This is a genomic window from Stenotrophomonas sp. NPDC077420, from assembly GCF_044543385.1.
GTDB lineage: Bacteria > Pseudomonadota > Gammaproteobacteria > Xanthomonadales > Xanthomonadaceae > Stenotrophomonas.
Genome location: NZ_JBITVZ010000002.1, coordinates 87,284 through 108,141, shown reverse-complemented (window position 1 = coordinate 108,141; position 20,858 = coordinate 87,284). Strand labels below are relative to the sequence as shown.

The window sequence follows — 20,858 nt, the reverse complement described above, 5'->3', positions numbered from 1 at the left end:
GCCCTGTCGCGCGTGCCCCCGGTAGCGCCGACCGTTGGTCGGCCCACGCGGCGCCAAACGACAACGGGGCACCGGATATTCCGGCGCCCCGTCCGGGGTCACTGCCTGATCACTGCGATCAGATCGCCTTGGCCAGATCGGCGGCCAGGCCGATATACCCCCCCGGGGTCAGCTCGCGCAGGCCCTGCTTGGCGTCTTCCGGCAGGTCCAGCGATTCCACGAACGCCTTCATCGATTCGGCGGTGATGCCCTGGCCACGGGTCAAGGCCTTGAGCTGTTCATAGGGGTTGGGCAGGCCGTGGCGGCGCATGACGGTCTGTACCGCTTCGGCCAGCACTTCCCAGGCCGCGTCCAGGTCGCCGTCCAGGAGCTCCGGGTTCACGGTCAGCTTGCCCAGGCCCTTGGCCAGCGAATCCAGGGCGACCTGGCCGTGGCCGAAGGCGGTCCCCAGGGCGCGCAGCACGGTGGAATCGGTGAGGTCGCGCTGCCAGCGGCTGATCGGCAGCTTGGCGCTGAAGTGTTCGAACAGGGCGTTGGCGATGCCGAAGTTGCCTTCGGCGTTCTCGAAGTCGATCGGGTTGACCTTGTGCGGCATGGTCGAGGAGCCGACTTCGCCTTCCTTGAGCTTCTGCTTGAAGTAGCCCAGCGAGATGTAACCCCAGATGTCGCGGGCCAGGTCGATCAGGATGATGTTGGCGCGGCGGGTGGCGTCGCCGATCTCGGCGATGTTGTCGTGCGGCTCGATCTGGGTGGTGTAGGGGTTGAACACCAGGCCGAGGCTTTCGACGAAGCGCTGGGCGAAGGCCGGCCAGTCCACGTCCGGGTAGGCGATGGCGTGGGCGTTGTAGTTGCCCACCGCACCATTGATCTTGCCGGTCAGCTCGACCGCGGCGATCTGGCGGCGCTGGCGCTCCAGGCGAGCCACCACGTTGGCCACTTCCTTGCCGAGCGTGGTCGGCGAGGCGGTCTGGCCGTGGGTGCGCGACAGCATCGGCTGTCCGGCCTGGGCATGGGCCAGGGCGCGCAGGGTGGCGGCGATGCCGTCCAGCGAGGGCAGCAGCACGGTGCGGCGGGCTTCTTCCAGCATCAGGCCGTAGCTGAGGTTGTTGATGTCTTCGCTGGTGCAGGCGAAATGCACGAACTCCAGGGCCGGGGCCAGCTCGGCGTCGTCCTTGAGCTGCTCCTTGATGAAGTACTCCACCGCCTTGACGTCGTGGTTGGTGGTGCGCTCGATCTCCTTGACCCGGGCGGCGTGCGCCGGGGCGAAATCGTCGGCCAGGGCGCGCAGGCGCGCGGTGGCGCCAGCCGAAAACGGCGCCAGCTCGGCAATGCCCGCTTCATTGGCCAGGGCCAGCAGCCATTCCACTTCCACCTTCACGCGGGCCTTGATCAGGCCATATTCGGAGAAGATCGGGCGCAGGGCGTCGACCTTGCCGGCATAGCGGCCATCGAGCGGGGACAGGGCGAGCAGGGCGAATTCGGACATGGCGGGCGCAGGCAATGACGGCGGGGGCCGTCATTCTACGCTGCGCCGGGGTCGGCGTCGGCCTGTTCGGGCGCCAGGCGTACGGTCACGGCCTGGATGCGGTGCCCGGCCATGCGCTTGACGGTGAACAGGTGGCCGTCGATGCGCACGTCCTCGCCTTCGGCGGGCAGGCGCTGGAGCTGGTGGACGATCAGCCCGCCCACCGAGTTGAGGTGCTCGGGGGCGGCCAGGTCACGGCCGAGCAGGCGCTCCAGGCGGAAGATGGAGGTGGAGCCGGCCACCAGCAGGGTGCCGTCGGCGCCGCGGGTGGGGGCATCCTTGACCACGTGCGGGTGTTCGTCTTCGATGTCGCCGACCACCACTTCCAGCAGGTCTTCCAGGGTGAAGTAGCCCAGGATGCGGCCATGTTCCTCCACGCACAGGGCCATGTGCGTGGTGCCGGTGCGGAAGCGTTCGAGCACGGCGGTGACCGGGGTTTCCAGCGCGATCAGGTTGGCCGGGCGCAGCAGGGCGCGCAGGTCGTCGGTGGGCTGGCCGCGGGCGATCTCCACCAGCAGGTCCTTCATGTGCAGGATGCCCAGCACGTCCTCGCCATCCTCATCGAACCACGGGTAGCGGCTGTAGCGGCTTTCGGCGAACTCGGCCATGACCTGCGCCAGCCCCATGCCCTGGCGGAACACGCGCATGTGTTCGCGCGGGCGCATCAGGTCGCCGGCGACCAGTTCGGGCAGCTCCAGGGCGTGGCTCATCAGGGTCAGGTCCTGGTCCGGCGCACCGGCACCGGGTTGCTGGCGCGCAACGATCAGCTTGAGCTCTTCGCGCGAGTAGCGGTGCGAGGTGTGCTCGACATCGCCCCAGCCGGCCAGCCGCAGCAGGGCGTTGGCGCTGTGGTTGAGCAGCCAGATCGCCGGGAACATCGCCCAGTAGAACAGGTACAGCGGCGCCGCGGTCCACAGCGACATGGCTTCCGGGCGGCGGATCGCCATCGACTTCGGGGCGAGTTCGCCCAGCACGATGTGCAGGAACGAGATCAGGCTGAAGGCGATGATGAAGGCGGTGAGGCGTGCGCCTTCCGGGCCCATGCCCAGCGCGTCGAACAGCGGCTGCAGCAGGTGCGCGAACGCGGGTTCACCCACCCAGCCCAGGCCGAGGGAGGACAGGGTGATGCCAAGCTGGCAGGCCGAGAGATAGGCGTCCAGGTGCGAATGCACGTTGAGCAGCAGGCGACCGCGCCAGCCGTGGCGGGCGGCCAGGCCAACCGCCTGGGTGTGGCGCAGTTTGACCAGGGCGAACTCGGCGGCGACGAAGAAGCCGTTGAGCACGACCAGGAACAGCGCCAGCAGCAGGAGCAGCAGGTTGCCGACGATCATGCGCGCCCTCGGCGCCATGCGCTTCTGGTGACGGCGGGGAACAAACAGGTAGGCCACGACCGTTGGTCGTGGCACGCACTACAGTGGGGGTCGTCGCCCATGGGAAGCGGGGATACTGTCTGAATGAACACGAATCCCGAGTCTAGCCGAACCGGTGTGCGGTTGGGTTTCAATCCGGCTTGGGAGTATCGTGAGCGCAGCCGCCAGCCAGGGAATGAAGGCCCGTTGCCAGCCGCCGTTCCCTTTCCCCACTGAAAGAACCGCGGAGTGATGCAATGAGCAAGGGTTTCAGGACCGAACACGACAGCATGGGCGAACTGCAGGTACCTGCAGACGCGCTGTGGGGCGCGCAGACGCAGCGCGCGGTGGACAATTTCCCGGTGTCGGGCCAGCGCATGCCGCGTGGTTTCATCCGCGCGCTGGGACTGGTGAAAGGTGCCGCAGCGGCGGTCAACGCCGAACTGGGCCACCTGCCGAAGAACATCGCCAAGGCGATTGAAAGCGCGGCCGGCGAGGTCGCTGAGGGCGCGCACGACGCGCATTTCCCGATCGACATCTACCAGACCGGGTCGGGCACCTCCTCGAACATGAATGCCAACGAGGTGATCGCCACGCTGGCCAATCGTGCCGGCAAGGCCGGGAAGACGACGGTGCATCCCAACGACCACGTCAACCAGGGCCAGAGCTCGAACGACGTGATCCCGACGGCGCTGCGGGTGTCGGCACTGCTGGGGGTGCAGGAACAGCTGCTGCCGGCGCTGGCGCACCTGCGCAAGACCATCGACAAGCGCGGCCGCGCGCTGCGCAGGGTGGTCAAGACCGGGCGCACGCACCTGATGGATGCGATGCCGCTGACCTTCGAGCAGGAATTCGGTGCCTGGTCGGCGCAGTTGTCTTCGGCGCAGGAGCGGCTGGAGGACAGCCTGAAGCGCCTGCGCCGGCTGCCGCTGGGCGGCACGGCGATCGGGACCGGGATCAATGCGGACCCGCGTTTCGGTGAGCGGGTGGCAAAGCGGCTGAAACAGCAGACGGGAGTGCGTTTCGACAGCGCGGAGAACAAGTTCGAAGGGCTGGCGGCACAGGACGATGCGGTGGAGCTCTCCGGCCAGCTCAATGCGTTGGCCGTGGCGCTGATCAAGATCGCCAACGACCTGCGCTGGATGAATGCCGGTCCGCTGGCGGGGCTGGGCGAGATCGAGCTGCCGGCGCTGCAGCCGGGCAGTTCGATCATGCCGGGCAAGGTCAATCCGGTGATTCCGGAAGCGACGGTGATGGTCTGCGCGCAGGTGATCGGTCACCACACGGCGATCACGGTGGCCGGGCAGACCGGCAATTTCCAGTTGAACGTGACGCTGCCGCTGATCGCGGCGAACCTGCTGGATGGCATCGGCCTGCTGTCGAACATTTCGCGCCTGCTGGCCGATACGGCCATTGCCGGGTTGAAGGTGCGCGAGGACCGGGTCCGCGAAGCGCTGGGCCGCAACCCGATCCTGGTGACGGCGTTGAATCCGATCATCGGTTACGAAAAAGCGGCAGCCATCGCCAAGCGCGCCTACAAGGAACAGCGCCCGGTGCTGGATGTGGCCAAGGAAGACAGTGGCTTGAGCGAAGCGGAACTGCGTCGGTTGCTGGATCCGGCTGCACTTACCGCCGGGGGTATCCATGCCGGCGGTGGGGGTGGTGGCTGATACGTTGCAGCGTCTCAGGTGCTACGTGCAGGGGCGTGTGCGGTGAGGAAAAGCAGCCGGGCGAAGCCCGGCGCGACACGCATCAGCGGCGATCGGCCACGATGTTGTCGAAGGTCTCGGTGTAGTTCTTGAACTGCGGGATGCGGGTGACCAGCTCAGGCGGGATCGGCTGCATGCCCGCCGGGACGGTGATCTTCACCGCGCGCATGTCCGGGTCGTGCGGGGCGTCGACCAGCGTGTTCTGGCGCAGTACCTGCAACTGGCCGAACATCGTCTGCAGCATCGCCTGCTGGTCGTCGTCGAGCGGGATTTCGATCTCGTCGACCTTCATGTGGCCGTTGGGCAGCACGATGATGTTCGGGGCCGGCGCGCGGCGCACGGTGACCATGCCGTCGCTGACGGTGATCTTGGGTTTGCTGCGCTCGGCGCGGTGGTTGCGGTATTCCTGGTCGCAGCCGGTGGCGGCCAGGCAGAACAGGGCGAACAGCAGCAGGCAGAGCTTCTTCATGGTCGGCGAAGCGAAAACAGGGGAGGACCAGTGTAGTCCTCCCCCTGTACCGGTGGCGCGCCTGCGACCGGATGTCGCAGGGGGCGTGGGTCAGCTGTGGCAGTCGTCGATGTCGCTCTGGTCCATCGTGGCGAACGGCTTGAAGGCCGGCAGGGCCGCAGCCAGGGCCTGTTGCTTGGCCTGCATCGCCGGAAGCAGGCCGCACAACTGCTTGGCGCGGGCTTCGATCTTCGCGGCTTCCGCGTTCACTTTCGCCTCGATGCCTTCGGGGTTGCCGGAAAACACGCCGCGCAATGCCTCGCCGGCGGCCTTCGCGCCCAGGTGGGCGCCTGCCACGCCGATGTCCATGCCCGCCAGGGCGATGTCCTCGACCTGCTTGCGGTAGTCCAGCAGCAGCGCGCGCTGCTGGGCATCGACCGCGATGGCCTTGCCATTGATCAGCAGGTCGCCCTTCGGTGTGATCTCGGCCTTGTTGTTGTCGGCATCGGACAGGTCGATGTTGCCGTGTTCCATCTTCGCACGCAGCTTCGCGGCCATTTTCGACTGCGTTTTGTCCGCGGAGTGCTGGATGCCTTTCTCGATCGCGTCCGCATCCACACCGGACGTGCCCGGGGTGGACCCGGCATCGCCGGCCCCGCGGCAGGCGGCCAGCGGCAGGCACAGGGTCAACAGCAGGGCGGGAAGCAGGCGGGTAGTCATGGCGTGGTCTCCTTATTTGCCGCGCGGCAGCTGGACGCGGCCACGCACGTTGCTGTGGGTGATGTCGCCGCTGCCGCTGTTGGCCACCGTGAGGTCGCCACCGACGTCGCGCACCGTCACGTCGCCAGAACCGTGGCGGTCGACCTTGACGCTGCCACCGACCTCGCGCGCTTCAACATCGCCCGATCCGATGTTGCCCAGGCTGACGTTGCCCCTGACCTGGCGCAGGTCGACATCGCCCGAACCGACGGTCTTGATATCGACGTTCCCGGCCACCCCGTCCAGGGTCAGGTCGCCCGAGCCGATCGTGCCGACCGTGGCGTTGCCGCGCAGGTTGCGGGCCTTGAAATCGCCCGAACCCACCGACAGCAGGTTGAGCGTGCCGGCACCGTCCAGTTCCGCATCGCCCGAGCCGATCGCCGCCGTCACCAGGCCCTTGATGTCGCGCAGCTTGATATCGCCGGAGCCCACGTCCGCGCTCAGCGCGTGCGCCCCGCTCACCGATGCGTCGCCCGAGCCCACCTTCATCTGTACCAGCACGTTGTCCGGGATGGTGCCGCGCAGGTCCAGGTAGGCGTAGCTGTTGCCGCCCATGTTGATCCGCAGGCCCGGGTTCTCACGCTGCAGCTTGACCACCAGCTTGTCGCCCACCTTCTGCTGGGTCACGGTCAGCTCGGGCAGCCAGTCGGCATTGGAGGCGCAGGCGCGCCCACCGAGCTGGGCGCTGCCCGGTCCGGCCTGCAGGATCAGATCGTGCTGGTTGACCTCGAACACGATCGCCTTGGCCCCGGCCACGTCGAGCTTGAGATCACGCGGGGCGTTGAACCTGCACTGCGGCTCATCGGCCAGTGCGGTCAGCGGCAGCAACAGCAGGGAAGCGATGGCGAGCTTGCGGATCATGGGGCGGTTCCTCGAGGCGGAGGGGGTCAGATTTCGCCGGCGCGGCGGCGCAGGCGGATGGCGATGAAGATGAACACGACACCGGCAGCAGCGCCGATCCACAGTTCGGGCAGGGCCAGCGCAGCCAGCTGGCTGGCCGGGGACAGCGCGGTGGCAATGTTGTCGCTGTCGCGCATGACCGCCTGCAGCTGGTCGGTGCGGTAGAACAGGTCGCTGCCCGGCAGGGTGCCCAGCAGCAGGCGACCCACGATGTGCTGCCAGAACCAGCCGCTGGTCATGTTGAACAGTTCCATGACGTGGGTGGTGCTGACGATGATGCCGGCGAACAGCGGCAGCATCACCGCCCACAGGAACGGCTTGGACTTGGCCCAGGCCGACCACATCAACAGCCAGCCCACGGTCGGCAGGGCCCACAGCAGGTACACCGGCAGCCAGGACAGGTGGCCGACCACGAACGCCAGCGGGCTGGCCGGGCCCCAGATCAGGGTCATCGGATTGCCGCCATGGGTCACCACCACCACCGACAGGATCGCCAGGAAGCCGAACATGGTCAGTACCGAGGCGATCACCGCGATCACCGGCGCCACCAGCAGCGCACTCAGCGCCTTGGACAGCACGGTCTGGGTGTCCGACAGCGGCAGCGACTTCCAGAACAGGATGCTGCGGTCGCGGCGGTCGTCGTACAGCGCGCCCAGGCAGTAGAAGAACACCACGAAGGCCAGCACCACGAACGGCCACAGCGAACTCAGCACCAGGGTCGCATCCAGGGCGTTGCCCAGGTCGGCCATGCTCTTGGCATCCATGTGCTGGGTCAGCAGCTTCAGGTCCAGGCCGTTGATGTTGATGTTGGTGTTGTCGATATGCAGGTCGCCATTGGCGGCCGCACGGCGCAGGCCCCACAGCCCGATCAGGATGCCGATCAGGCTCATCACCAGTGAGATGGCGCCGGCGATCAGGGGTGCCCACAGGAACCCGCCGCGGTTTTCCCAGTACTCGCGCTTGAGCAGCCACTTGAAGGTGCTGGCCTTGCTGATGGGGTGGTAGTGGACGGTGTTCATGCGTAGGTTCCCTTCATGATGGCCACGAACAGATCCGCCAGCCCGGGGCTGCGGATTTCGCCAAGCGGCGCGAGCTGGGCGCGCGGCACCCCGTCGAACAGCAGTACGGTCTTGCCGAACGGCAGGCTGCGCTCGTCGATCGGCTTGAACGCACGCGCCGACGCCAGCGTCTCCGCCGATACCAGCACTTCGGTGTAGCGCTCGCCGACCTCTTCCATGTCGGCGGTGAGCACGATGCGCCCGTCGCGGATGAACATCACATCGGTGAGGATGTGCTCGATCTCCTCCACCTGGTGGGTGGTGACGATGATCGTTTTCTGTTCGTCGAAGTAGTCTTCCAGCAGGCGCTGGTAAAACTCCTTGCGGTAGAGGATGTCCAGGCCCAGGGTGGGCTCGTCCAGCACCAGCACCTTGGCGTCGATGGCCATGACCAGGGCAAGGTGCAGCTGCACGATCATGCCCTTGGACAGTTCGCGCACGCGCTGCCGCGGCTGCAGTTTGGTGGCGGCCAGGAAGCGTTCGCAGCGGGCACGGTCGAAGCGCGGGTGGACCCCGGCGACGAAATCGATCGCATCGCGCACCTTCATCCAGCGCGGCAGCACGGCCACGTCGGCGATGAAGCACACCTCGTTCATCAGCGCATCGCGCTGCACGGTCGGGTCCAGCCCGAGCACGCTCAGCTCCCCTTCCACCGCGGTCAGGCCCAGCAGCGCCTTGAGCAGGGTGGTCTTGCCCGCGCCGTTGGGGCCGATCAGGCCGGTAATCCGGCCCGGGGCGATGGTGAAGCTGGTGTTGTCCAGCGCAACGGTCTGCTTGTAAGCCTTGCGCAGGCCACGGGCAGAGATGACGACATCACTAGCAACGGCATTCATGCGGATTTCCCCTTGGGCAGCAATTCGTCCAGATGCAGGCCCAGGCGCTGGATGCGCTCCAGGACCAGCGGCCATTCTTCGTTGAGGAAGCGGTCGCGCTCGCTGCTGCGCAGCTGCGTGGCGGCTTCTTCGGTCATGAACATGCCCAGGCCGCGGCGCTTTTCAACCAGGCCTTCATCGGCCAGTTCCTGGTAGGCGCGCGAAACGGTGATGGGATTGAGCTGGTACTCGGCGGCCACCTGTCGAACCGAGGGCAGCGCGTCGCCGGGCTTGATGATGCTGTCGAGCATCATGGCGATCACGCGTTCCTTCAGCTGACGGTAGATCGGAGCACCATCGCTCCATTGGATATCGCTCATGGTCAGCTCCGTGGGTTCAGCGACTGTGCGAATGAGAAGTACGGCATGGACAGGGAGCTGTGCAGCCGGCGGGGAGGCGTGGGGGCGCCGTTGGCGGTCCCTGCCTGGATGACGCCTGCGTCCTGCGGGCCTTCTACTGCACCGGCGGCGGGGTCGCTGCCACGGTCACCGGCGGGGATGCTGAACCAGCCCAGCAGCAGCAGCGCGGACGCGGCTGTAAGGGCTTTGGCGGAGTGGTGGCGCATGCGGTTCATGGGCTTCCCCTGCATCAGGTGACTGGTGTTGTATGCAACTATAACACCGGCACGCCCGAGTGCAATAGCCGACACCCCCCAACTGATGGCAGGGGCATGACACTCCCGGCATGGTTATTCCAACCTATTGATTCAACAGGGAAACATGCAGTTCAGTGCTGAGGGTTTCGCTCGGTGTGCATTCAGCCGCGTGAGGCCTGCGTCGCGGTTCCCGCAGAACGCGACCGTGAAACCCCCGGTGATATAGTCCGGCTGCCTCGCGAAACGGGGCCGCCGCCTTCCTTCCGGAGTTGTCCGATGTCCCACGTCCCTGCCGCGCTGTCTCCGATCACCCCCGTCTCCGCGCGTGCCCGACGCTGGGGCGCCGGCCTGCTGCTGGGCCTGCTGGGCACCGGCACGGTGCAGGCGGCCGGCCTGCTTGACCTCAGCTACCGTCCGCTCGCCGGCAAGGGCGAGGTCAACCTGCAGAAGCAGTACGCCGGGAAGGTCCTGCTGGTGGTCAATACCGCCAGCAAATGCGGGTTCACCTATCAATATGAAGGGCTGGAAGCGCTGCAGCGGACCTACGCCGCGCGCGGTTTCTCGGTGCTCGGCTTCCCCTCCAATGACTTCAAGGGCCAGGAACCGGGCAGCGAAGCGCAGATCCAGGAGTTATGCACCCTGACCTACGGGGTGAAGTTCCCCATGTTCCAGAAGGTGCAGGTCACCGGACCGGACGCCACCCCGCTGTACCAGCGCCTGACCGCTGCGACCGGGGTGGCCCCCGGCTGGAACTTCCATAAATACCTGGTGGGACGCGACGGCCGGGTGGTCGCCCAGTTCCCCAGCAAGATCAAGCCGGACGACCCGGCGCTGGTCGCGGCGATCGAACGCGAGCTGTCCGTCACCCCGGCCAGGCGCTGACATCCTCGACATCTCGCACGCGCGTGCGACAATGCTTGTTTCGCGCCGACGTCGGCGTCCAGTCACTTCCAGGAAAGCAGCAAATGAAGATGGGAATGCGCGGCGCCGCGGCGTCGGTTCTGATTCTGGCGATGGGTGCCACCGGTACCGTGATGTCGCAACAACCGGCTGCAGGTGCAGCCGCAAAGGAGACTTCGACCTTGACCTCCCAGCGTGAAAAAGTCGGCTATGCCATTGGTTTGGACGTCGCAAACTCGTTCGCCCCGATCGCCGATGAAATCGACCTGGCCGCCCTGCGCCGCGCGGTGACCAATGCCTTCGAAGGCAAGCAGCCGCTGATCAGCCAGGACGAGGCCCAGAAGACCGACCAGGCGCTGCGCACCGCCATGGCGGTCAAGAGTGGCCAGCCGGTGCCGGGCGTGGCCCCGGGTACCCCGGCGCCGAAGGTGGACCGCGAAAAGGTCGGCCTGATGCTTGGCAGCTACGCGGTCGGCCCGTCGCTGGCGCCGCTGAAGGACGAAGTGGACCTGGATGCGCTGTTCGACGCGGTCCAGACCGCGTTCGCCAAGGGCACGCCGAAGATGACCGCCGACCAGGCCAAGGCCACCATGGAAGCCTTCATGGCTGCCAAGCAGGCCGACATGCAGGCCAAGGCCGCGGCCCAGGCCGGCACCAACCGCGCCGAGGGCAATGCGTTCCTCGCCAAGAACAAGGCCGTGCCGGGCGTGGTCACCACCGCGTCGGGCCTGCAGTACCAGATCATCCGTCCGGGTGCGACCGACGGCCCGCGCCCGACGCCGACCAGCAAGGTGCGCGTGCAGTACGTCGGCAAGCTGCTGGACGGCACCACCTTCGACAGCAGCTACGATCGCGGCCAGCCGGCCGAGTTCGGCCTGGACCAGGTGGTGAAGGGCTGGTCGGAAGGCGTTGCCCTGATGCCGAAGGGCGCCAAGTACCGCTTCTGGATCCCGGGCGAGCTGGCCTATGGCGAGCAGGGCACCCCGGGCGGCCCGATCGGTCCGAACGCGACGCTGACCTTCGACGTCGAACTGCTGGACGTTCTTCCGTAACCGGTACTGGAGTGACCACGGACATGCGTGTCGCAATTTTCGGTACCGGCTATGTCGGACTGGTCACGGGTACCTGCCTGGCCGATGTCGGCCACCAGGTGGTCTGCGTCGATATCGACCAGGCCAAGGTCGACGGCCTCAACCGTGGCGTCATCCCGATCTATGAGCCGGGCCTGGAGCCGATGGTCAAGGCCAACCATGCCGCCTCGCGGCTGGCCTTCACCACCGACGCCGCCTCCGCGGTCGCGCATGGCCAGGTGATCTTCATTGCCGTGGGCACGCCACCGGACGAGGACGGCAGCGCCGACCTGCAGTACGTGCTGGCCGTGGCCCGCACCATCGGTCGGCACATGCGTGTGCCGACCGTGGTGGTGAACAAGTCGACCGTGCCGGTAGGCACGGCCGACAAAGTGCGCGCCGCCATTGCCGAGGTACTGGCAGAGCGCGGCGAGGCGATCACGTTCGACGTGGTCTCCAACCCCGAATTCCTGAAAGAGGGCGACGCCGTCGCCGACTGCATGCGGCCGGACCGCATCGTGATCGGTGCGACCAACGCCGAATCGGTGGCGTTGATGCGTCGCCTGTACGCGCCGTTCAACCGCAACCACGACCGCGTGGTGGAAATGGACGTGCGCTCGGCCGAACTGACCAAGTACGCCGCCAACGCCATGCTGGCGACCAAGATTTCATTCATGAATGAAATCGCCAACATCGCCGAGAAGGTCGGCGCCGATGTCGAACAGGTCCGCCAGGGTATCGGCTCGGACCCGCGCATCGGCTGGCATTTCATTTACCCGGGCGCCGGTTACGGCGGCTCGTGTTTCCCCAAGGACGTGCAGGCGCTGGCCCGCACCGCGCAGCAGCATGGGCACGAGCCCACGCTGCTCAATGCGGTGGAAGCGGTCAACGATGCGCAGAAGGGGCACCTTTACCAGCTGATCCAGCGCCACTACGACCGTGGCGAGGATGAGGGCGTGCGCGGCCGCACCTTCGCGGTGTGGGGCCTGGCCTTCAAGCCCAACACCGACGACATGCGCGAAGCCTCCAGCCGGCGCCTGCTGGCGCAGCTGTGGGAGGGCGGCGCCACGGTGCGTGCGTACGACCCGGAAGCCACCGAAGAAGCGCGCCGCATTCTTGGCGAGCGCGACGACCTGGTGTTCTGCGACAGCGCCTGGGATGCCATCGAGGGCGCCGACGCGCTGGTGGTGGTGACCGAGTGGAAGCAGTTCCGCAGCCCGGACTTCGCCCGCCTGCGCGACAGCCTGAAAGACGCCGTGGTGTTCGACGGCCGCAACCTGTACGACCCGCAGGAGCTGGAAGCGGCGGGCCTGGCCTATTACGGCATTGGCCGGGGACGTTCGCTGCATGCATGAGTCCACTCCCTCCGCGCGTGAGCAGGCGCTGGAAGCGCGCCTGGTCGAACTTGAGATGCGTGTGTCCTTCCAGGAACAGGCGTTGGCCGAGCTCAGCGAAGCCCTGGCCGACGCGCGCATCGAGGGCAGCCGCAACGCCGACCTGACCCGCCTGCTGCTGGAAGACCTGGGCAAGGTCCGCAACGCGCTGTATTCCGATTCGGGCGAAGAACCACCGCCCCCGCACTACTGATCGACCCAACGTCATGAGCGATACCCTCCGCGACCAGCTGCTGGGCCTGGGCTTCAAGTCCGCGCCAGCGCCCGAACGCAAACCCGACGCCCGCCGCGATGGCCGGCCCCCGAACAAGCCGCATGGCGCCCGCCCGCCGGGCAGGGCCGCCGACGGCGCGCGTCCGCCGCGCGATGGCCAGCGCCCGGCGCGTGACGGCGACGCCCGTCGTGGTCCGCCGGGCAAGGGCCGCCCCGCTGGCGGTACGCGTTCCGGCCAGAACCAGGGCGCCGGCCAGGGCAAGCCGCGCTCGCGCGAGGACATCGACCTGGCCAAGGCCTATGCGATCCGCGCGCAGAAAGAGAAGGACGACCGCATCGAAGCCGAGCGCCTGAAGCAGGAAGAGGCGCGCGTGCGCCGCGAGGCCAAGCTGAAGCTGGACGAGCTGCTGAAGGGCAAGGCACTGAACGACGAAGCCGCCGAGATCGCCCGGCACTTCCCTTATGGCGGCAAGATCAAGCGGATCTACGTCACCGCCGGGCAGCTGCGCCAGCTCAACGCAGGCGAGCTGGGGGTGCTGCAGAGCAATGGCCGCTACCTGCTGGTCACCGCCGCCGTGCTGGACGAGGCCGAGGCCGTTTTCGCACCGTCGGTGGCGCTGCGCGTGGACCCGAACGCGCCGGCCGAAGATGATCCGTATGCCGATCCGGCGTACCAGGTACCGGACGACCTGGTCTGGTAATGGGCGGTAACGCGCCGGTCGCGGGCGTTACCGGCGCACCCGCCCGGCGCGCAACAACGGCAGGCTGATCGCGAAGAAGCACAGCAGCGCGCCCAGCGCCGCGAACCCGGCGCCGACCAGGAACGCGGTACGGCCCTGGTCGATGTTCCAGAGCTGCCCGGCGATCAGCGCGCCGAGCACTCCGCCCACGCCTGACGAGAACCCGTACAGCAACCCCTGCCCATGCCCGTTGAGGCGGCCGGGAAAGTACGTTGCCAGCATCTGCATCGCCGCGGCGAAGAACGCCGCGAACCCCAGCGCGTGCGCGGTCTGCGCCACCAGCATGATGCCCAGGTGCTGCGGAAACAGCGCGGTGAGGGTCCAACGCACCGTCGAGCTGAGCAGTGCGATCAGCAGCATCCAGCTGGCGTCGTAGCGGCGGAAGAAGCGGCCGATGGTGAAGAACACCGCCACTTCGAACACGACACCGATGGTCCACAGCAGCCCCAGCGTGGAGGTCGCATAACCGTGGTGGTCCATGTACACCGAAAAGAACGTGTAATACGGCCCGAACGACAGCTGTTCCATGAAGGCGGCCAGGAAGAACGCCAGCACCTGCGGCTTGCGCACGATCTGCCAGAAGCCGCTGGCATCGCCGCCGGCGCGGTGGAAGTCGCGCGCGTAATCATTGGAGAGCGCGGATACCACCAGCAGCGCGAACAGCGGCAGCATCAGCCAGGGCAGCAGGTGCGCGTTGCCGGCGCCGCCGTGGCCTTCGAGCAGCCAGCCAAACCCCATCACCACGGCGATGAAACCCAGCGAACCCCAGACCCGGATCAGCCCATAGCGGTGGCTGTCGTTGCCCAGGTGGGTGAGGGTGATCGATTCGAATTGCGGCATTACCGCGTTGTAGAAGAAGCAGAAAACCACCATGGCCGGGTACATCCACGGCTGCGGCAGCGGCAGCAGGAACACGCAGAAGGTCAGCAGCGTCAGCACGCTGCCGATGCGCAGCCAGCGGATCGGGCGCGGAGACGCGGCGGCGATCGAGGTCCAGGTGGTGGGCGCGACGATGCGCGTGGCATACCAGATGCCCATCATCACGCTGATCGCGGTCACGCTCATGCCGCGCGCGGTCAGGAACAGCGACCAGTACGGGGTGAATGCGCCGAGGGCCGCGTAGTAGAACAGGTAGAAGCTGGAGAGGCGGGCGACCGGAACCGCATTCATTCCGGATCGTAATCCAGGTTCGAGGCCAGCCAGCGTTCGGCCTGGGCGCGGTCCACGCCCTTGCGCTTGGCATAGTCGCTGACCTGCTCGCGGGTCACCCGGCCCACCACGAAATACTGGCTTTGCGGGTGGCTGAAGTAATACCCCGACACCGCGGCGGTGGGCAGCATCGCGAAGCTCTCGGTCAGCTGCATGCCGGCGTTGCGTTCGGCATCGAGCAGCCGGAACAGGGTGGCCTTCTCGCTATGCTCGGGGCACGCCGGGTAGCCCGGCGCCGGGCGGATGCCGCTGTACCGTTCGGCGATCAGCGCCTCGTTGTCCAGCGCTTCGTCCGGCTGGTAACCCCAGTAATCGGTGCGTACGTGCTGGTGCAGGCGCTCGGCCAGCGCCTCGGCCAGGCGGTCGGCCAGCGCCTTGAGCAGGATCGCGTTGTAGTCGTCGTGGTCGGCTTCGAAGCGTGCCACGTGCGGGTCGATACCGATGCCGGCGGTGACCGCGAACGCGCCGATCCAGTCCTGCCGGCCACTGTCGGCGGGGGCGATGAAGTCGGCCAGGCAGAAATCCGGGCGTTCCACCGGCTTGTCCACCTGCTGGCGCAGGAAGTGCAGCACGGCAGGACCGTCGTCGGTGGTCAGGTGCACATCGTCGCCGACGCTGTTGGCCGGCCACAGGCCGAACACCGCCTTGGCGGTCAGCCAGCGTTCCTCGACGATGCGGGTGAGCATGGCCCGGGCGTCGCGGTACAGCTCGCTGGCCTGGGTGCCGACAATCTCGTCGGTGAGGATGGCCGGATACTTGCCGGCCAGCTCCCAGGCCTGGAAGAACGGGGTCCAGTCGATGACCTCGACCAGGTCGGCCAGCGGGTAGTCGTCCAGCACGTGCAGCCCCGGCTTGCGGGGCGCGGGCGGCAGGTAGTCGGCCCAGCCACCATCGAAGCGCTGTGTGCGCGCCTTGGCCAGGGTCACCAGCCGCTTGGCGTCGCCGCGGTTGCGGTGGCGCTGGCGGATGTCGGCGTAGTCGGCTTCGTTGGCGGCCACGAAGGCGTCGCGCAGTTCGCTGGAAATCAGCGACTGGGCCACGCCGACCGCGCGCGAGGCGTCTTTCACCCACACCGTGGGCGCCTTGTAGTGCGGGTCGATCTTCAGCGCGGTATGCGCGCGCGAGGTGGTGGCGCCGCCGATCATCAACGGCAGGGTGAAGCCCTGGCGCTCCATCTCGCGGGCCACGTGGCTCATTTCTTCCAGCGACGGGGTGATCAACCCGGACAGGCCGATGATGTCCGCGTTCTCCGCGCGGGCCGCGTCCAGGATCTTCTGCGCCGGCACCATCACGCCCAGGTCGATCACCTCGAAGTTGTTGCAGGCCAGGACCACGCCGACGATGTTCTTGCCGATGTCGTGCACGTCGCCCTTGACCGTGGCCATGATGATCTTGCCGTTGCTCTTGGCGGTGTCGCCGCTGCGCGCCTTCTCCGCTTCGATGAACGGCAGCAGGTAGGCCACCGCCTTCTTCATCACGCGCGCCGACTTCACCACCTGCGGCAGGAACATCTTGCCGGCGCCAAACAGATCGCCGACCACGTTCATGCCGTCCATCAACGGGCCTTCGATCACGTCCAACGGGCGGCTTGAACGGATCCGCGCTTCTTCGGTATCGGCCTCGACCCACGCATCCAGGCCGTGCACCAAGGCATGCGCCAGGCGCGCGTCAATGGGCTTTTCGCGCCAGGCCAGGTCCTCGCCCTTGACCTCGCCCTTTTTGCCCTTGTAACGCTCGGCGATCTCCAGCAGGCGCTCGGTGCCGTCGGCGCGGCGGTTGAGGATCACGTCCTCCACGCGCTCGCGCAGCTCGGCATCCAGGTCGTCGTAGATCGGCATCGCGCCGGCATTGACGATGCCCATGTCCATGCCGGCCGCGATGGCGTGGTACAGGAACACCGCATGGATGGCCTGGCGTACGGTTTCGTTGCCGCGGAACGAGAACGACACGTTGGAGACGCCGCCGGAGACATGGCAGTGCGGCAGCGTGCGCTTGATGATGCGGGTGGCTTCGATGAAGTCCACCGCATAGTTGTCGTGTTCCTCGATGCCGGTGGCGACGGCGAAGATGTTCGGGTCGAAGATGATGTCCTGCGGCGGGAAGCCGACCTGGTCGACCAGGATGCGGTAGGCGCGGGTGCAGATTTCCACCTTGCGCGCGCAGGTATCGGCCTGGCCCTGCTCATCGAAGGCCATCACCACCGCCGCCGCGCCGTAGCGCAGCACCTTGCGTGCGTGTTCGATGAACAGTGCCTCGCCTTCCTTGAGCGAGATCGAATTGACCACGCTCTTGCCCTGCAGGCACTTCAGGCCAGCTTCGATCACGCTCCATTTCGACGAATCGACCATCACCGGAATGCGCGCGATGTCCGGCTCGGACATGATCAGGTTAAGGTAGCGGGTCATCGCCTTTTCGGAATCGATCAGGCCCTCGTCCATGTTCACATCGAGGATCTGCGCGCCGCTGGCCACCTGCTGCCGCGCCACTTCCACTGCTTCTTCGTAGCGCTCTTCCTTGACCAGCTTGCGGAACTGCGCACTGCCGGTGACGTTGGTGCGTTCGCCGATGTTGACGAACAGCAGGTCCGGGGTGATGACCAGCGGTTCCAGGCCGGACAGCCGGGTGTGGCGCGTCGGGGCGCTCATGCGGCCTGCTCCTGCACACCGGGCCGTGCGCGCGGCGGCAGGCCGGCCACGGCCTGGGCGATGGCACGGATGTGGTCGGGGGTGGAGCCGCAGCAGCCGCCGACCAGGTTGAGCAGTCCGTCCTCGGCGAAGCCGCGCAGGGTGGCGGCCATTTCGTCCGGGGTCTCATCGTATTCCCCGAACGCGTTGGGCAGGCCGGCGTTGGGATGGGCACTGACGTAACAGTCGGCCACCTGGCCCAGGGTTTCCACGTGCGGTCGCATCGCGTCGGCGCCCAGCGCGCAGTTCAGGCCGATCGACAGGGGGCGGGCGTGGGCCAGCGAGGCATGGAAGGCGTCGGCGGTCTGGCCGGACAGCGTGCGGCCGGAGGCGTCGGTGATGGTTCCGGAAATCATCACCGGCAGGCGCGCACCGCGCGCATCGAAGGCTTCCTCGATGGCGAACAGGGCCGCCTTGGCGTTGAGCGTGTCGAAGATGGTTTCCACCATCAGCGTGTCGGCACCGCCGTCGATCAGGCCGTCAATGGCTTCGCGGTAGGTGTCGCGCAGCGCGTCGAAGCTGGTGTTGCGGAAGCCCGGGTCGTTCACGTCCGGGCTGATCGAGGCGGTCCGGCTGGTCGGTCCGAGCACGCCGATCACGAAGCGCGGTTTGTCCGGGGTGGACGCCTCGACGGCATCGCAGCAGGCGCGGGCCACCGCCGCACCGGCCTTGTTGAGTTCGTACACCAGGTGTTCCAGGTGGTAATCGGCCTGGCTGACCGAGGTGGCGTTGAAGGTATTGGTTTCGACCAGGTCGGCACCGGCCTGCAGGTAGGCGGTGTGGATGTCGGCGATCACCTCCGGGCGGGTCAGCAGCAGCAGGTCGTTGTTGCCCTTGAGGTCGTGGCCTTCCGGCGTGCCGTGGTCACAGCCGGCGCCGTGCTGGTGGTCGAAGCCGCCGGCGAAGCGCTGGCCGCGATAGTCGGCTTCCTCCAGTCCGTGCCGCTGGATCATGGTGCCCATGGCACCGTCGATGATCAGGATGCGCTCGGCCAGCGCCTGTTCAAGCACGCGGACACGGTCGGGGTGCAGCCAGGGCAGGGACATGGGGTGAACCTCAGGGCTTGCTGGCGATCAGCGAGATGACTTCGAAGTGCGGCGGACGCTTTTCGCGGGTGACGGTTTCCAGGCTGGACACGACCAGCCCGGCCTTTTCGGCGAACCTGCGCAGTTCCTTGTCCGAGAAGCCCAGGTTGACGTGGCCGTAGGCGTCCACGGCGGCCTTGTGCTCGTGGCGGGCCAGGCTGCACAGCAGCAGGCGGCCGCCCGAGCGCAGCACGCGCGCGCCTTCGGCGACGGCCTGGGCCGGCTTGGCGGCGTAGGTGAGGGCATGCATCAGCACCACCAGGTCGAAGCTGCGATCCTTGAAGGGCAGGGCATGCATGTCGCCTTCGCGGACCTCGACGTTGGCCAGGCGGCGCAGGCGTTCGCTGGCGGCGGCGACCACGCGGGCGCTGGTGTCGATGCAGACGTAACGCTTGGCGTGCGGCGCCACCAGTTCGGCGAGCACGCCGTCGCCGGAGGCGATGTCCAGCACGTCGCCGGTTTCCAGCAGCGGCAGCGCCGTGCGCGCCAGCGCTTCCCAGGTGCGGCCGGGCGAATAGTGGCGTTCCATGTCGCCGGCGACGCTGTCGGCCCAGTTCTGGTCGGCGGCGCGGCTGGCCAGCACGGCGGCCACGCGTTCGGCATCCTGGCGCAGCAGCGGGTCGTCGCTGCCGGTGCTCAGGGCATGCCACAATGCGCGCTGTGCCGGATCCAGCGCGGCGTCGTCGAAGCGGTAGTATGCCGACACGCCAGCGCGCCGGTCGCGCACCAGGCCGGCTTCCTTGAGCCGGGCCAGGTGGGTGGACACCCGGGGCTGGGCCAGGGTGGTGATGGCCGACAGCTCGGCCACGGTGAGCTCTTCCTGCTCCAGCAGGGTCAGCAGGCGAACGCGGGTGGCGTCGGCGAACACTTTCAGCCGGACCGACCAGTCCTCGAGATCCATAAATATCTACCTATCGCGATATAGAGATATTTTCGTCCTTTGCCGCCTGCGCGGTCAAGTCAGCCGGGATTGTCCGGCCCCCGGTACAATCGCACCATCCGGTCGCGTACTGCGCGGCTTTTGCAGCCATGTTCCTGGGAGGGTGTTGTGGATTTCAGTTTCACCGAAGAGCAGCTGATGCTGCAGGATGTCGCGCGTCGCATCGCGCAGGAAAAGATCGCACCCAGTGCGGAGCACCATGACCGCACCGGCGAGTTCCCGCTGGAGAACATCCGCCTGCTGGGCGAGAACGGGCTGATGGGCATCGAGGTGCCGGCCGAATACGGCGGTGCGGGCATGGACCCGATCGCCTATGTGCTGGCGATGGTGGAAGTGGCCGCGGGCGACGCGGCGCATTCGACGATCATGTCGGTCAACAATTCGCTGTTCTGCAACGGCATCCTCACCCACGGCAGCGAGGAGCAGAAGCAGAAATACGTGCGCGCCATCGCCGAGGGCGAGGCTATCGGTGCGTTCGCGCTGACCGAGCCGCAGTCCGGTTCGGACGCCACCGCCATGCGTTGCCGCGCGGTCAGGCAGGCCGACGGCACCTACGTCATCAACGGCAAGAAGAGCTGGATCACCTCGGGCCCGGTGGCCAAATACATCGTGCTGTTCGCGATGACCGACCCGGAGCAGGGCGCCCGCGGGATCACCGCGTTCATGATCGACACCGACAAGGCCGGCTTCCATCGCGGCAAGACCGAGCCGAAGCTGGGCATCCGCGCGTCGGCGACCTGCGAGATCGAGTTCCAGGATTACGTGGCGGCGGCTGAAGACGTGGTGGGCAAGGAAGGCGAGGGCTTCAAGATCGCCATGGGCGTGCTGGACGCGGGCCGCATCGGCATCGCCTCGCAGGCCATCGGCATCGCGCGTGCGGCGTACGAGGCCACCCTCGAATACGTGAAGGACCGCAAGGCGTTCGGCGCGGCCATCGGTACGTTCCAGATGACCCAGGCCAAAATCGCCGACATGAAATGCAAGCTGGACGCGGCGCTGCTGCTGACCCTGCGCGCGGCGTGGGTGAAGGGCCAGGGCAAGCGTTTCAGCAACGAAGCGGCCATTGCCAAGCTGACCGCCTCCGAAGCGGCGATGTGGATCACCCACCAGGCGGTGCAGATCCACGGCGGCATGGGCTATTCCAAGGAAATGCCGCTGGAGCGCTACTTCCGCGACGCCAAGATCACCGAGATCTACGAAGGCACCTCGGAAATCCAGCGCCTGGTCATCGCCCGCAACGAGACCGGCCTGCGCTGAGCGTAGGCAAAGCGAAGCCAAGCATCGGGGCCCTTTTTGGGCCCCGACTGCTTTTCGGCTTTTGTGATTGCACGGTGTTCCTGTGTGCCCGGCGCTGCCCGGCAGCTTCATGCATCTGGGCGAACAGCGCTTGGCTGCTGCATGCCCCGGG

Annotated in this window: 20 protein-coding genes; 7 read left to right on the top strand and 13 right to left on the bottom strand. The window is 67.0% G+C overall.

Annotation, left to right across the window (positions count from 1 at the left end):
• Positions 1–118 precede the first annotated feature (118 nt).
• On the bottom strand, positions 119–1,486 hold the full coding sequence (gene purB / locus ACIGII_RS02510) for an adenylosuccinate lyase (RefSeq protein WP_399634848.1): 1,368 nt from the start codon (positions 1,484–1,486) through the stop codon (positions 119–121).
• A gap of 35 nt (positions 1,487–1,521) precedes the next feature.
• Positions 1,522–2,856: a hemolysin family protein gene (locus ACIGII_RS02505; RefSeq protein ID WP_399634846.1), complete on the bottom strand. Its 1,335-nt coding sequence runs from the start codon at positions 2,854–2,856 to the stop codon at positions 1,522–1,524.
• A gap of 275 nt (positions 2,857–3,131) precedes the next feature.
• Here ACIGII_RS02505 and ACIGII_RS02500 point away from each other — a divergent pair, with 275 nt between their 5' ends.
• On the top strand, positions 3,132–4,544 hold the full coding sequence (locus ACIGII_RS02500) for a class II fumarate hydratase (RefSeq protein WP_399634844.1): 1,413 nt from the start codon (positions 3,132–3,134) through the stop codon (positions 4,542–4,544).
• 82 nt (positions 4,545–4,626) lie between these two features.
• Here ACIGII_RS02500 and ACIGII_RS02495 read toward each other — a convergent pair whose 3' ends face one another.
• The 7 genes from ACIGII_RS02495 to ACIGII_RS02465 all read right to left on the bottom strand — a co-directional run bounded on the left by ACIGII_RS02495 (position 4,627) and on the right by ACIGII_RS02465 (position 9,194).
• Entirely contained in the window at positions 4,627–5,052 is a 426-nt protein-coding gene (locus ACIGII_RS02495) for a hypothetical protein (protein WP_399634843.1), read from the bottom strand.
• 90 nt (positions 5,053–5,142) lie between these two features.
• Positions 5,143–5,751 (bottom strand): hypothetical protein, encoded by a 609-nt coding sequence (locus ACIGII_RS02490; protein ID WP_399634841.1) that lies wholly within the window; start codon positions 5,749–5,751, stop codon positions 5,143–5,145.
• Positions 5,752–5,763: 12 nt separating this feature from the next.
• A complete protein-coding gene (locus tag ACIGII_RS02485) occupies positions 5,764–6,651 on the bottom strand; it encodes a GIN domain-containing protein (protein ID WP_399634840.1) in 888 nt (295 codons plus the stop codon).
• Positions 6,652–6,677: 26 nt separating this feature from the next.
• A complete protein-coding gene (locus tag ACIGII_RS02480; RefSeq protein ID WP_399634838.1) occupies positions 6,678–7,709 on the bottom strand; it encodes an ABC-2 transporter permease in 1,032 nt (343 codons plus the stop codon).
• Positions 7,706–8,581, bottom strand: coding sequence for an ABC transporter ATP-binding protein (locus tag ACIGII_RS02475; RefSeq protein ID WP_399634836.1), 876 nt, complete (start codon positions 8,579–8,581; stop codon positions 7,706–7,708). The genes ACIGII_RS02480 and ACIGII_RS02475 overlap by 4 nt, the downstream gene beginning before the upstream one ends.
• Positions 8,578–8,940: a GntR family transcriptional regulator gene (locus ACIGII_RS02470; RefSeq protein ID WP_399634834.1), complete on the bottom strand. Its 363-nt coding sequence runs from the start codon at positions 8,938–8,940 to the stop codon at positions 8,578–8,580. The genes ACIGII_RS02475 and ACIGII_RS02470 overlap by 4 nt, the downstream gene beginning before the upstream one ends.
• Before the next feature lie 2 nt (positions 8,941–8,942).
• On the bottom strand, positions 8,943–9,194 hold the full coding sequence (locus tag ACIGII_RS02465) for a hypothetical protein (RefSeq protein ID WP_399634833.1): 252 nt from the start codon (positions 9,192–9,194) through the stop codon (positions 8,943–8,945).
• 297 nt (positions 9,195–9,491) lie between these two features.
• Here ACIGII_RS02465 and ACIGII_RS02460 point away from each other — a divergent pair, with 297 nt between their 5' ends.
• The 5 genes from ACIGII_RS02460 (at position 9,492) to ACIGII_RS02440 (ending at position 13,493) form a co-directional block, all read left to right on the top strand.
• Positions 9,492–10,097, top strand: coding sequence for a glutathione peroxidase (locus tag ACIGII_RS02460; RefSeq protein ID WP_399634831.1), 606 nt, complete (start codon positions 9,492–9,494; stop codon positions 10,095–10,097).
• 83 nt (positions 10,098–10,180) lie between these two features.
• Positions 10,181–11,167 (top strand): FKBP-type peptidyl-prolyl cis-trans isomerase N-terminal domain-containing protein, encoded by a 987-nt coding sequence (locus ACIGII_RS02455; RefSeq protein WP_399634829.1) that lies wholly within the window; start codon positions 10,181–10,183, stop codon positions 11,165–11,167.
• Positions 11,168–11,190: 23 nt separating this feature from the next.
• Positions 11,191–12,540, top strand: coding sequence for a UDP-glucose dehydrogenase family protein (locus tag ACIGII_RS02450; RefSeq protein WP_399634827.1), 1,350 nt, complete (start codon positions 11,191–11,193; stop codon positions 12,538–12,540).
• A complete protein-coding gene (locus tag ACIGII_RS02445) occupies positions 12,533–12,772 on the top strand; it encodes a SlyX family protein (protein WP_070208808.1) in 240 nt (79 codons plus the stop codon). The genes ACIGII_RS02450 and ACIGII_RS02445 overlap by 8 nt, the downstream gene beginning before the upstream one ends.
• 13 nt (positions 12,773–12,785) lie before the next feature.
• Entirely contained in the window at positions 12,786–13,493 is a 708-nt protein-coding gene (locus tag ACIGII_RS02440) for a DUF2058 domain-containing protein (RefSeq protein WP_399634825.1), read from the top strand.
• 27 nt (positions 13,494–13,520) lie between these two features.
• Here ACIGII_RS02440 and ACIGII_RS02435 read toward each other — a convergent pair whose 3' ends face one another.
• From ACIGII_RS02435 to ACIGII_RS02420, 4 genes are read right to left on the bottom strand one after another with little or no spacing between them, the layout of a single operon-like run.
• Positions 13,521–14,702: an MFS transporter gene (locus ACIGII_RS02435; RefSeq protein WP_399634823.1), complete on the bottom strand. Its 1,182-nt coding sequence runs from the start codon at positions 14,700–14,702 to the stop codon at positions 13,521–13,523.
• The gene (gene metH, locus ACIGII_RS02430; RefSeq protein ID WP_399634821.1) at positions 14,699–17,386 is read right to left on the bottom strand and encodes a methionine synthase; all 2,688 of its coding nucleotides are present in this window, start codon (positions 17,384–17,386) and stop codon (positions 14,699–14,701) included. The genes ACIGII_RS02435 and metH overlap by 4 nt, the downstream gene beginning before the upstream one ends.
• Complete coding sequence (locus ACIGII_RS02425) at positions 17,383–18,471, bottom strand: homocysteine S-methyltransferase family protein (protein WP_399634820.1); 1,089 nt, start codon at positions 18,469–18,471, stop codon at positions 17,383–17,385. Before ACIGII_RS02425 ends, metH begins: the two co-directional genes overlap by 4 nt.
• 10 nt (positions 18,472–18,481) lie before the next feature.
• Positions 18,482–19,411 carry an ArsR/SmtB family transcription factor gene (locus tag ACIGII_RS02420; protein ID WP_399634818.1) on the bottom strand — a complete coding sequence of 310 codons (930 nt, stop codon included), beginning with the start codon at positions 19,409–19,411 and terminating at the stop codon, positions 18,482–18,484.
• Between the two features lie 147 nt (positions 19,412–19,558).
• Between ACIGII_RS02420 and ACIGII_RS02415 the strand changes: the two genes are divergently transcribed.
• Positions 19,559–20,707, top strand: coding sequence for an acyl-CoA dehydrogenase family protein (locus ACIGII_RS02415; protein ID WP_399634816.1), 1,149 nt, complete (start codon positions 19,559–19,561; stop codon positions 20,705–20,707).
• Positions 20,708–20,858: the final 151 nt, after the last annotated feature.

Coding starts and splice junctions, on each gene's coding strand:
- purB (WP_399634848.1), bottom strand. CDS start 1,486: ATGTCCGAATTCGCCCTGCTCGCCCTGTCCCCGCTCGATGGCCGCTAT.
- ACIGII_RS02505 (WP_399634846.1), bottom strand. CDS start 2,856: ATGATCGTCGGCAACCTGCTGCTCCTGCTGCTGGCGCTGTTCCTGGTC.
- ACIGII_RS02500 (WP_399634844.1), top strand. CDS start 3,132: ATGAGCAAGGGTTTCAGGACCGAACACGACAGCATGGGCGAACTGCAG.
- ACIGII_RS02495 (WP_399634843.1), bottom strand. CDS start 5,052: ATGAAGAAGCTCTGCCTGCTGCTGTTCGCCCTGTTCTGCCTGGCCGCC.
- ACIGII_RS02490 (WP_399634841.1), bottom strand. CDS start 5,751: ATGACTACCCGCCTGCTTCCCGCCCTGCTGTTGACCCTGTGCCTGCCG.
- ACIGII_RS02485 (WP_399634840.1), bottom strand. CDS start 6,651: ATGATCCGCAAGCTCGCCATCGCTTCCCTGCTGTTGCTGCCGCTGACC.
- ACIGII_RS02480 (WP_399634838.1), bottom strand. CDS start 7,709: ATGAACACCGTCCACTACCACCCCATCAGCAAGGCCAGCACCTTCAAG.
- ACIGII_RS02475 (WP_399634836.1), bottom strand. CDS start 8,581: ATGAATGCCGTTGCTAGTGATGTCGTCATCTCTGCCCGTGGCCTGCGC.
- ACIGII_RS02470 (WP_399634834.1), bottom strand. CDS start 8,940: ATGAGCGATATCCAATGGAGCGATGGTGCTCCGATCTACCGTCAGCTG.
- ACIGII_RS02465 (WP_399634833.1), bottom strand. CDS start 9,194: ATGAACCGCATGCGCCACCACTCCGCCAAAGCCCTTACAGCCGCGTCC.
- ACIGII_RS02460 (WP_399634831.1), top strand. CDS start 9,492: ATGTCCCACGTCCCTGCCGCGCTGTCTCCGATCACCCCCGTCTCCGCG.
- ACIGII_RS02455 (WP_399634829.1), top strand. CDS start 10,181: ATGAAGATGGGAATGCGCGGCGCCGCGGCGTCGGTTCTGATTCTGGCG.
- ACIGII_RS02450 (WP_399634827.1), top strand. CDS start 11,191: ATGCGTGTCGCAATTTTCGGTACCGGCTATGTCGGACTGGTCACGGGT.
- ACIGII_RS02445 (WP_070208808.1), top strand. CDS start 12,533: ATGCATGAGTCCACTCCCTCCGCGCGTGAGCAGGCGCTGGAAGCGCGC.
- ACIGII_RS02440 (WP_399634825.1), top strand. CDS start 12,786: ATGAGCGATACCCTCCGCGACCAGCTGCTGGGCCTGGGCTTCAAGTCC.
- ACIGII_RS02435 (WP_399634823.1), bottom strand. CDS start 14,702: ATGAATGCGGTTCCGGTCGCCCGCCTCTCCAGCTTCTACCTGTTCTAC.
- metH (WP_399634821.1), bottom strand. CDS start 17,386: ATGAGCGCCCCGACGCGCCACACCCGGCTGTCCGGCCTGGAACCGCTG.
- ACIGII_RS02425 (WP_399634820.1), bottom strand. CDS start 18,471: ATGTCCCTGCCCTGGCTGCACCCCGACCGTGTCCGCGTGCTTGAACAG.
- ACIGII_RS02420 (WP_399634818.1), bottom strand. CDS start 19,411: ATGGATCTCGAGGACTGGTCGGTCCGGCTGAAAGTGTTCGCCGACGCC.